General features: G+C 73.6%; 7 protein-coding genes. 5 read left to right on the plus strand and 2 right to left on the minus strand.

Annotation, left to right across the window (positions count from 1 at the left end):
- Positions 1-42: 42 nt before the first annotated feature.
- Positions 43-636 carry a biotin transporter BioY gene (locus tag ACFT55_RS15800; protein WP_380244792.1) on the minus strand — a complete coding sequence of 198 codons (594 nt, stop codon included), beginning with the start codon at positions 634-636 and terminating at the stop codon, positions 43-45.
- Between the two features lie 205 nt (positions 637-841).
- On the opposite strand from ACFT55_RS15800, the gene ACFT55_RS15805 reads away from it, so the two are divergent.
- Positions 842-2,128, plus strand: a complete 1,287-nt coding sequence (locus ACFT55_RS15805) for an Nramp family divalent metal transporter (RefSeq protein ID WP_380244793.1) — start codon at positions 842-844, stop codon at positions 2,126-2,128.
- Positions 2,129-2,169: 41 nt separating this feature from the next.
- Here the strand turns inward: ACFT55_RS15805 and ACFT55_RS15810 are convergent, their stop codons facing one another.
- Positions 2,170-2,991 carry a helix-turn-helix domain-containing protein gene (locus ACFT55_RS15810; RefSeq protein ID WP_380244794.1) on the minus strand — a complete coding sequence of 274 codons (822 nt, stop codon included), beginning with the start codon at positions 2,989-2,991 and terminating at the stop codon, positions 2,170-2,172.
- A gap of 53 nt (positions 2,992-3,044) precedes the next feature.
- On the opposite strand from ACFT55_RS15810, the gene ACFT55_RS15815 reads away from it, so the two are divergent.
- The 4 genes from ACFT55_RS15815 (at position 3,045) to ACFT55_RS15830 (ending at position 10,327) form a co-directional block, all read left to right on the plus strand.
- Positions 3,045-6,578: a proline dehydrogenase family protein gene (locus ACFT55_RS15815; protein WP_380244795.1), complete on the plus strand. Its 3,534-nt coding sequence runs from the start codon at positions 3,045-3,047 to the stop codon at positions 6,576-6,578.
- A gap of 131 nt (positions 6,579-6,709) precedes the next feature.
- Positions 6,710-7,573 (plus strand): patatin-like phospholipase family protein, encoded by an 864-nt coding sequence (locus ACFT55_RS15820; RefSeq protein WP_380244796.1) that lies wholly within the window; start codon positions 6,710-6,712, stop codon positions 7,571-7,573.
- Entirely contained in the window at positions 7,570-8,631 is a 1,062-nt protein-coding gene (locus ACFT55_RS15825) for a 1-acyl-sn-glycerol-3-phosphate acyltransferase (RefSeq protein ID WP_380244797.1), read from the plus strand. Before ACFT55_RS15820 ends, ACFT55_RS15825 begins: the two co-directional genes overlap by 4 nt.
- A gap of 88 nt (positions 8,632-8,719) precedes the next feature.
- Positions 8,720-10,327, plus strand: coding sequence for an APC family permease (locus ACFT55_RS15830; protein WP_380244798.1), 1,608 nt, complete (start codon positions 8,720-8,722; stop codon positions 10,325-10,327).
- Positions 10,328-10,353: the final 26 nt, after the last annotated feature.

Genomic DNA, 10,353 nt, shown 5'->3' on the forward strand with positions numbered 1-10,353 from the left:
GGTTTGAGGATCAAGTCAGCACGCACGATGCTGCGGACCGGGTCAGCGGGCGAGGCGCCAGGCCGCCGGGAGGAGCGCTGCGGCCAGTGCCGCCTTGAGGGCGTCGCCCGGCAGGAACACGACGGCTCCGGTGAGCAGGGCCACGCCGACGGGCATCCCGGTGCTCACGGCGAGCCACGGCACGCCGACGGCGTACACGGTGAGGGTGCCGACGGCGTAGGCGCCCGCGGTGGTGAGCGCACGGCGGTCGGCGCCGCGGCGGGCGAGCGCCCCGACGACGACGCCGGCGAGCACGAAGCCGACGAGGTAGCCCCCGGTCGCGCCGGCGACGGACTCCCAGCCCGCCGTCGCGCCGGCGAAGACGGGGAGGCCGGCGACGCCGGCGGCGAGGTAGACCGCCTGGGCGGCCGCGCCGCGCACGGGCCCGAGGGCGGCGGCCCCGAGCAGGACGGCGAAGGTCTGGCCGGTGAGCGGCACGGGCAGGCCCGGGACAGGGACGACGACCTGGGCTGCGAGCGCGGTGAGGGCGGCGACGGCGACGACGAGCACCACGTCGCGGGCGAGGGCCCCGGGCAGCAGGTCCGCGAGGACGCGGCGCGGGCGGGCGGGGGCGAGGGGGAGTGCGGCTGCGGTCATGCCGACGACGCTAGGGGCACCGAGCAGGCGAGGGCATGACCGGGGTGCGCCAACGCTGGGCCGCTCGTTTGTGCAGGTCGTCCACACGCACCGCGGTCGTGGGCGTGCCGGTGCCTGCGTTTTGTGGGAATCGTGCACGCTGATCGCCGACGCGCCCGGCATGTCGGGGATGCCCCTCCCCGGCGGGTCGGTAGCCTCCGGCACCATGGCAGACAAAGACGTCGCGACGCCCGCCCTGGACCACGAGCTGACCGAGGAGCGGCCGCGCTGGCGGCTGGTAGGCCCAGGGCTCGTCGTCGCCGCCACCGGCATCGGGGCCGGGGACCTCGTCGCCACGCTGGTCGCGGGGAGCAAGTTCGGCTACACCCTGCTGTGGGCGGCGGTGCTCGGCGTCGTCATCAAGATCGTGCTGGTGGAGGGCGCCGGCCGCTGGTCGTTGGCCACGGGACGCACGATCTTCGACGGCTGGAAGTCGCTGGGGGCGTGGGCGAGCGTCTACTTCGGCGTCTACATCGTGGTGTGGGGCTTCAGCTACGGCGCGGCGGCCATGTCGAGCTCGGCGCTGCCGCTCGTCGCCCTGTTCCCGCAGGTCGACCTGGTCTGGTTCGCGATCGCCATGGGGCTGGTCGGGGCGGCGATCGTGTGGCTGGGCCGGTACAAGACGTTCGAGGTCGTCATCGCCGTGCTCGTGGGCGTCATGTTCGTGACGATCGTCGGCGCGGCCGTCCTCACCCTGCCGAACCTGGGCGAGATCGTCGGCGGTCTGGTGCCGCGCATCCCCGAGGGCTCGATCCTCTACACGCTCAGCCTCGCCGGCGGCGTGGGCGGCACCATCACCCTGGCGGCGTACGGGTACTGGCTCAAGGAGAAGGGCTGGCACACGCCGCGGTGGATGAAGGTCATGCGGATCGACAACGCCATGGCCTACGTGATCTCCGGCGTCTTCGTGATCTCGATGCTCGTCGTCGGGGCGGAGCTGCTGTACTCCTCGGGCATCACGCTCGCGGACGGCGAGGGCGGCCTCGTGGACCTCGCGGACGTGCTCGCCGAGCGGTACGGGTCGTTCATGGCGCCGCTGTTCCTCGTGGGCTTCTGGGCGTCGTCGTTCTCGTCGGTGCTGGGCGTGTGGAACGGCGTGTCCCTGATGTTCGCCGACTTCGTCGCCACGGCCCGCGGCCTGGCCGAGGACGACCCGCGCCGCCAGGCGGGCGGGAGCTACTACCGGGCCTACATCCTGTGGCTCACGTTCCCGCCGATGCTGCTGCTCCTGCTCGACAAGCCGATCGCCCTCGTCGTGGCCTACGGCGCGCTGGGGTCGCTGTTCATGCCGTTCCTCGCGATCACCCTGCTGATCCTCATGAACTCCTCGCGCGTCCCGGAGCGCTGGCGCAACCGTCCGCTCACCAACGTGGTCCTGGCGCTGGTGGCGCTGCTGTTCGTCGTGCTCGGGGTGCAGCAGCTGGTGGAGGCGCTTGCCCCGGTGCTGGGCTGACGGCCCGGCTGTCGACGGCTCGCGACGGCTCGGTCGGCGGCTCAGTCGGCGGCGCGGGCGCGGCGACGGAACGACGACGGCGTCTCGCCCGTGAGCCGCGCGAACGTGCGGGTGAAGGACGGCTGGTCGTAGAACCCGGACGCGGCGGCGACCTCGGCCAGCGGCGTCGTCGTCGACGTGAGCAGGTGCGCGGCGCGGTCCACGCGGGTGCGCAGCACGAGCTGCCGCGGGGACAGGCCGAAGACCTTGCGGACCCGCCGGTCCAGGACGGCGGGCGTGCTGCCCGCCAGCGCGGCCAGGTCGGCCACGGACAGCGGCTCTCCCGGCGAGGTGTCGAGGTGCCGCTGGACGGCGGCGACCAGCCGGGCCATGGCGTCCATCGTCGCGTCGTCGGCGTCCCCCGAGCGGAGGTCCTGCGACACCGAGACCAGCCCGACGACGCGGCCGCCGGCGTCGCGCACGGGCAGCTTCGCGGTAAGGAACCAGCCCGGGGTGCCGCCCACGCGGCGGATGAGCTCCAGCTCGTTGCGCAGCGGCCGTCCGGTGCGCAGCACCTCGGCGTCCTGCGCCTCGTACCGCTCGGCGAGCTCGGGCACGAAGAGGTCGACGGCGCGCCGGCCGAGCACCTGACGGCGGGACCGCTCGTTGGTGCGGCGTACGAACACCTGGTTCACCGCGAGGTACCGCCCGTCGGCGTCCTTCGCGCAGAACATCACGTCCGACAGCTCGTCCATCAGGTCCACCATCACGGGGGACAGGGCGGCCATGAGGGCGGCCGTGCCGGGCACCCCCGCGAGGGGCGGGGACGGGTCGCCGCCGACCTCGCCCGCAGCGCTCGTGGTGTTGTCGGAATCGTGGCCCATCGCGGGCCCGATCGTACAAGACGACGCCCCGCACGAGGGCGCACCCTGGGGGCATGAGTACCTCCGTTCCGGCGCGTGACGCCCACCCCACCGCCACGCGCGACACCTCGGGCGGCCAGAGCGCCGAAGCCCTGGTCGAGGACGCCGTCGCCCTCGCCCACCACTGGATCGCCGTCGCCTCCGGCGCGTCCGCACAGGACGGCGCGTCGACCACGCGCGCGGACCGCAAGACCCGCGCCACCGCCGAGCGGCTCGGCTCGCTCGTCTCCGACCCGGCGGGCCTCGAGCTCGCCGTCGGCTTCGTCGACGACGTCGCCCGCCCGCAGGACATCGGCGTCGCCGCCACCGCGCTCGCCCGCCTCGGCCGGGACGCCGGCTCCGCCACGTTCCTCGGTCCCGTCGACCGCACCCTGTTCAAGGTCGGCGCCGCCGTCGCGCCAGTGCTGCCCTCCGTCGTCGTGCCCGCCGCGCGGGTGCGCCTGCGCCAGCTCGTCGGCCACCTCGTCGCCGACGCCGGCAAGGGCCTGGGCCAGCACCTGGCCCGCACCCGCGCCGAGGGCTACACCCTCAACGTCAACCTGCTGGGCGAGGCCGTGCTCGGCGCCGACGAGGCCGCCGCCCGCCTGCAGCGCACCATCGACCTCGTGCGCCGGCCCGACGTCGACTACGTGTCGGTCAAGGTGTCGTCCGTCGCGGCGCAGCTCGTCACCTGGGACCTGGACGGATCGCGCGAGCGCGTCGTCGAGCACCTGCTGCCCCTGTACCGGGCGGCCCGCGACCACGGCGTCTTCCTCAACCTCGACATGGAGGAGTACAAGGACCTCGCGCTCACCACCGCGGTCTTCACGCAGGTGCTCGACCGCGACGAGTTCCGCGACCTCGAGGCCGGCATCGTGCTCCAGGCCTACCTGCCCGACGCGATGGGCGCGCTCGACGAGCTCACCGAGTTCGCGCAGCAGCGCGTGGCCGCCGGCGGCGCCCGCATCAAGGTGCGCCTCGTCAAGGGCGCCAACCTGGCGATGGAGCAGGTCGAGGCCGAGCTGCACGACTGGGCCCAGGCGCCCTACCCGACCAAGCCGGACGTGGACGCGAACTACGTGCGCATCCTCGACCACCACCTGCGCTCCGACCGCACCGCCGCCGTGCGCCTGGGCGTCGCGTCCCACAACCTCTTCCACGTGGCGCTCGCGGTGCTGCTCGCCCGCGGCCGCGGCGTGACCGAGGGCCTCGACATCGAGATGCTGCAGGGCATGGCACCCATCGAGGCGCGCCTCGTGCGCGACGAGGTGGCCAAGGACGGCGGCCACGTCGTGCTGTACACCCCGGTGGTGCGCGACGAGGACTTCGACGTTGCCATCTCCTACCTGGTGCGCCGGCTCGAGGAGAACGCCGCCGAGCAGAACTTCCTGCACGCCGCCTTCGCCCCCGCCACCGGGCACGACGGCGTCGAGGCCACGGCCATGGACCGCCAGGAGCTGGCGTTCCGTGCGTCCGTGACCCACGGCGTGCACTACGACGCCGTCGACGTCGCGCCGCGACGCCGCGACCGGTTCGCCTCCGGCGCCACCGCGCCCACCGCCACCGGCTGCCCCACCGCGGAGCCGTTCCACAACGCCGTCGACACCGACCCCGCCGTCGCCGCGCACCGCGCCTGGGCCCGCAGCATCGTCGGACCGGACTCCGGCTACGTGCCCGTGCAGGCGCCCGAGGTCACCGACACCGCGACGATCGACGACGCCGTCGCGCGCGCCGTCGCCGCCCGCCAGGTGTGGGCCGCCGTCGCGCCCGCCGACCGCGCGCGCGTGCTGCGCGCCGCCGCCCGCCAGCTCGAGGCGCGCCGCACCGACCTCGTCACCGCCATGGTGCACGAGCCCGGCAAGACCGTGCCCGAGGCCGACCCCGAGGTCAGCGAGGCGATCGACTTCGCCAACTACTACGCGGCGTCCGCGGAGGCCCTGGAGCAGGTGGACGGGGCCACGTTCACGCCCGAGGGCGTCACCCTCGTGACCCCGCCGTGGAACTTCCCCGTCGCGATCCCCGCGGGCGGTGTGCTGGCGGCGCTCGCGGCCGGGTCCGCGGTGCTCGCCAAGCCGGCGCCCACCACCCCGCGGTGCTACGAGCTCGCGATCGAGGCCGTGCACGCCGCGTTCGACGAGGTCGCGCCCGAGATCGGGCTCGACCCGCAGGTCGCGCGGGACGTCGTGCAGTTCCTGCGCGTGCCGGACGGCGACCTCGGCCAGCACCTCGTGACCCACCCCGACGTGGCGCGCGTCGTCCTCACCGGGTCCATCGAGACCGCCGAGATGTTCGCGTCCTGGCGGCCCGAGCGACCGGTGCTCGCGGAGACGTCGGGCAAGAACGCCCTGGTCGTGACCCCGTCCGCGGACCTCGATCTCGCCGTCGCGGACCTCGTGAAGAGCGCCTTCGGCCACGCGGGCCAGAAGTGCTCCGCCGCGTCGCTGGTGATCCTCGTCGGCTCCGTCGGCGACCCGGCCAGCGAGACGGGCAAGCGGTTCCGGCGCCAGCTCGTGGACGCCGTGCAGTCGCTGGCGGTCGGGTCGGCCACCGAGCTGTCCACCGTCATGGGCCCGCTCACCGAGCCCGCGCAGGGCAAGCTGCTGCGCGCCCTCACGACGCTCGAGCCCGGTGAGTCGTGGCTGGTGCGGCCGCGCCGCCTGGACGACGTGGCCGCGGCGGCCGGGATCGACGCCGAGCGGCTCTGGTCGCCGGGCCTGCGCGACGGCGTCGCGCCGGGGTCGTTCTTCCACCTCACCGAGGTGTTCGGCCCGGTGCTCGGCATCATGACCGCGAAGGACCTCGACGAGGCGATCCGCCTGCAGAACCAGGTCGACTTCGGCCTCACCGCGGGCATCCACTCGCTCGACGACGACGAGATCGCGACCTGGCTCGACCGGGTCGAGGCGGGCAACGTGTACGTCAACCGGCACATCACCGGCGCGATCGTCCAGCGGCAGTCGTTCGGCGGCTGGAAGGCTTCGGCGGTCGGCCCCGGCGCCAAGGCGGGCGGCCCGAACTACGTGGCCGAGCTCGGCACCTGGTCCGACGCCGAGGGCGTGCCGTCGCGCACGACCGACCCCGAGGGCTGGCTCGCGGCGGCGCAGGCCTCCGACGACGCCGCCTGGGCGGCCGAGATCGGCGTCGGGCACGACCGGTCCGGCCTGCGGGTGGAGGAGAACACCTTCCGCTACCGACCGATCGAGCGCCTGACCGTCCGAGTCGGCGATGGCGCCCTGCCGATCGAGGTGCGGCGTGTGCTCGCCGCGGCGAAGCGCGCCGGCGTGCCGGCCGTCGTCGTGCCCGACTCCGACTCGGGATGGGGCGTGCCGCACGAGGCGCCGACGTCCCACGAGGACTTCGCCGCCGCCGTCGCGGCCGGCCGTGTCACGGGCCGCGTCCGCGTGGTCGGTCGTGCGCCGGGCCTGCACGAGGCCGCGGCACAGCGCCTCGGCACGGTGACGGTCCTCGACGCGCCCGTGGTCGCCAGCGGCCGCCGTGAGCTGCTCGCCGTCGTGCGTGAGCAGGCTGTCAGCCGCACCCGCCACCGGTACGGGCACGTGCACGCCTGATCCCTCGCGCCGCGGCCACCGGAATCGACCGTGCTGACCTGGTCCTCAAACTGCCCGTTTGAGGAGCAGGTCAGCACGGTCGATTCCAGTTTCGGCAGGAGGCGCGGGGACCGTCGTGGCACGATCGCGCCATGACGGTGGCGTTCGTGCTGGGCGGCGGCGGCGTGCGCGGCGCGGTGCACGTCGGGATGCTGCAGGCGCTGTTCGAGGCCGGGGTGCGTCCCGACCTGGTGGTCGGCACGTCCATCGGCGCGATCAACGGCGCGGCCGTGGCCGCGGACCCCAGCCTCGCCGTCGTCGACCGTCTCGGCGAGGCCTGGGCCTCACCCACGGCGAACGAGGTCTACGGCGAGCCGTGGTACCGGCAGCTCTCACGGCTCGCCCGCTCGCGCACGCACCTGTACGACCCGGCCGCGCTGCGTCGGCTCATCGCCGGCACGCTGGGCGAGCGCACCACGTTCGAGGACCTGCAGGTGCCGCTCGTGGTCGCCGCGGCGAGCATCGAGCGCGCGTCCGAGCACTGGTTCGACGCCGGTCCGCTGGTCGAGGCGGTGCTCGCCTCGGCGTCGGTGCCGGGCGCGCTGCCGCCCACCGAGATCGACGGCGAGCACTTCGTCGACGGCGGGATGGTCAACTCGATCCCGCTCGGGGAGGCGGTGCGACGGGGCGCGACGACGGTCTACGTGCTGCAGGTCGGCCGTGTCGAGGAGCCGCTGACCGTGCCGACCAAGCCGTCCGACGTCGCCCGCGTGAGCTTCGAGATCGCGCGGCGACACCGGTACTTCCGCGAGCTGGAGGAGGCGCGCGCCGTCGCGACCGTCCACGTGCTCCCGACGGGCGGCTCGCTGCCGGGGGACGCGAAGCTCGGCGCGTTCCGCAAGCTGGACGCCACGCACCAGCGGATCGCCCAGTCGTACGACGCGGCCCGCGCCTTCCTGGCCGAGACCCAGGGACCCGGTGGCACGACGGGCGACGACGCGGGGACGGGCGAGTGATCGCGCCCCCGCCCCTCTGGGTGCGGCGCCTGGTCCTGGCGCCGCTGGTGATCGCGCTGGCGGTGCTGCTCGTGCCGACGTCGATCATGCTCGCGCTGGTGGTGGGCGCGGCGCTGACCTGGCTGCTGCCCGGGCGCCTGCGGGTGCTGCGCCTGCTGTGGATGATCTCGTTCTACGTCCTGTGGGACGCCGCCGCGCTGGTGGTGCTGTTCGCGCTGTGGGTGGCGTCCGGGTTCGGGGCGGCGATGCACCAGCCGTGGATGCGGCGCGCGCACGTCGCCGTCGCCCGCTGGGCGCTGGCGGTCCTGTTCTGGCAGGTGCGCTGGACGTTGCGGCTGAGGATCGTGATCGAGGCGCCCACCGGCGCGAGCGTGCCCGACGTGCCCGTGCTCGTGCTGAGCCGGCACGCCGGACCGGGGGACTCGTTCATCCTGGTGGACACCCTCCTGGGGCGGGGGCGCCGCACCCCGGCCATCGTCCTCAAGGACACCCTCCAGTGGGACCCCGCGGTCGACGTCCTCCTGCACCGGCTGCCCGCGGCCTTCGTCACGCCGCAGTCCCGGCGCAGGCCCGGCCAGCCCGGTGCCGCCGAGACGATCGCGCAGATCGCCGCCGACCTGGGTCCTGACGGCGCGCTCGTGCTGTTCCCCGAAGGGGGCAACGTGACCCCGGGACGTCGCGCCAAGCGCATCGCCGCGCTCCGGGCGCGCGGCAAGGACGCGCTCGCCGACCGGGCCGAGCGGATGCCGCACGTCATGGTGCCGCACGCCGGCGGCTTCCTCTCCGCGCTCGACACCGTCCGCGGGGACGCGGCGGTCCTCGTCGTCGCGCACACCGGGCTCGAGCGGCTCGTCACCGTGCGCGACATCTGGCGCGAGCTGCCGATGGACAAGGAGATCGTGCTCGGGGGCCGGCTCACGCGCGTCGCCGACCTGCCTGGGGACGCCGAGGGGCGCGAGCTGTGGCTCTTCGAGCAGTGGGAGCGCGTGGACGCCTGGATCGCCGCGCGCGACGCCGACCGGCCGGTCGCCGACCTGCGCGGAGATCACTCGGGCTGAACACCCCCTTCACAGGATCGTCGCGTCGGGTAAGGTCACCCAGCCGTCGAGACCCGGCGACATGGGATACCAGTAAGGAGCCCCCACGATGCAGCTCATGCGGAGGCGCTCGATCGAAGCGACGATCGCGGCGTCCGACGAGCCCCAGCGCCAGCTCAAGCGCACCCTCGGAGCCTGGGACCTCGTCGTCCTCGGCATCTCCGTGGTGATCGGCGCCGGCATCTTCTCGAAGGCCGCGGCGGTCTCCGCGACCCAGACCGGACCGTCCGTCGTGATCTCGTTCCTCATCGCGGGAGTCGTCTGCGCCCTGGCCGCGCTCTGCTACGCGGAGTTCGCCTCGCACATGCCGGTCGCCGGGTCGGCGTACACGTTCTCGTACGCCTCGATGGGCGAGCTGGTCGCGTGGATCATCGGCTGGGACCTCATCCTCGAGATGTTCTTCGCCGCGTCCGTCGTCGCGAAGGCGTGGGGGCTGTACCTCGACAACTTCCTGCACGTCTTCGGCCTCGGCGGCGTGGACGAGAAGGGCGTCGCGTCCGGCATCCACAACACGGTCCACCTGGGCGGCGTGACGTTCGACTGGGGCACGGCCCTGCTGATCGTGGTGCTCGCGCTGCTGCTCGCCGTCGGCACCAAGCTGTCGACGCGCGTCACCGGCGTCCTCACGGCCGTCAAGGTCGCGATCGTGCTGCTCATCATCGTGGTCGGCTTCGCCTTCTTCAGCGCGTCCAACCTCAGCCCGTTCGTGCCCGGCCCGGAGTCGTTCGGCGAGTCCACGACGCACGCCACCACGATGACGCAGACCCTGTTCTCCTGGCTGGCCGGCGCGGAGCTCTCCGTGGGTGGCGTGATGGGGATCCTCGCCGGTGCCGGCACCGTGTTCTTCGCGTTCATCGGCTTCGACGTCGTGGCCACCGCGGCCGAGGAGACGCGCGAGCCCCGCAAGAACGTGCCCCGCGGCATCCTCGGCGGCCTCGCGATCTGCACCCTGCTCTACATCGCGGTCTCCATCGCGCTGTCCGGCATGGCCACCCCCCAGCAGCTGCGCGACGCCACGCCCGACAACGGCGCGTCCGCGACGATCATCACCGCGTTCCAGCTCCAGGAGAACGCCCCGACGTGGGCCACGCAGGTCATCACCGTCGGCATCCTCGTCGGCCTCACCACCGTCGTCATGGTGCTGATGCTGGGCCTCACCCGCATCGTCTTCGCGATGAGCCGCGACGGCCTCCTGCCCCGCGGCATGTCGAAGACCTCGGAGAAGCGCGGCACGCCCGTCATCATCCAGGTCGGCAGCGCCGTCCTGCTGGTGATCGTCACCTGCTTCTTCTCGGTCGACGTGCTCGGCAACATGGTGAACATCGGCACCCTGTCGGCGTTCGTGCTGGTGAGCTTCGGCGTCCCGCTGCTGCGTCGCCGCCGCAAGGCGTCGGGCCAGCCGGAGGGCGAGGGCTTCCGCGTCCCGTGGGCGCCCGCGCTGCCGATCATCTCCGGCCTGCTGTGCCTGTGGCTGATGTTCCAGCTCGACGTCGAGACCTGGCTGCGGTTCCTCGTGTGGCTCGCGCTCGGGTTCGCGATCTACTTCGGCTTCAGCTACCGCAACTCGCAGCTGGGCAAGCACCCGGAGCAGATCGCGGCCGACTACCGCGAGGGCGTGCCGACGGCCGCCGGCGCGGACGGCGGACCGCGGGACTGATCCCGCACGCGTGACCGGAGCCGGGG

Origin of the sequence: Isoptericola sp. NPDC057191, assembly GCF_042670225.1 — a bacterium.
In the GTDB taxonomy this organism is placed as follows: domain Bacteria; phylum Actinomycetota; class Actinomycetes; order Actinomycetales; family Cellulomonadaceae; genus Isoptericola.

Excerpts from the sequence above, each read along its gene's own strand:
- ACFT55_RS15800 (WP_380244792.1), bottom strand. The coding sequence starts at position 636 with ATGACCGCAGCCGCACTCCCCCTCGCCCCCGCCCGCCCGCGCCGCGTC.
- ACFT55_RS15805 (WP_380244793.1), top strand. The coding sequence starts at position 842 with ATGGCAGACAAAGACGTCGCGACGCCCGCCCTGGACCACGAGCTGACC.
- ACFT55_RS15810 (WP_380244794.1), bottom strand. The coding sequence starts at position 2,991 with ATGGGCCACGATTCCGACAACACCACGAGCGCTGCGGGCGAGGTCGGC.
- ACFT55_RS15815 (WP_380244795.1), top strand. The coding sequence starts at position 3,045 with ATGAGTACCTCCGTTCCGGCGCGTGACGCCCACCCCACCGCCACGCGC.
- ACFT55_RS15820 (WP_380244796.1), top strand. The coding sequence starts at position 6,710 with ATGACGGTGGCGTTCGTGCTGGGCGGCGGCGGCGTGCGCGGCGCGGTG.
- ACFT55_RS15830 (WP_380244798.1), top strand. The coding sequence starts at position 8,720 with ATGCAGCTCATGCGGAGGCGCTCGATCGAAGCGACGATCGCGGCGTCC.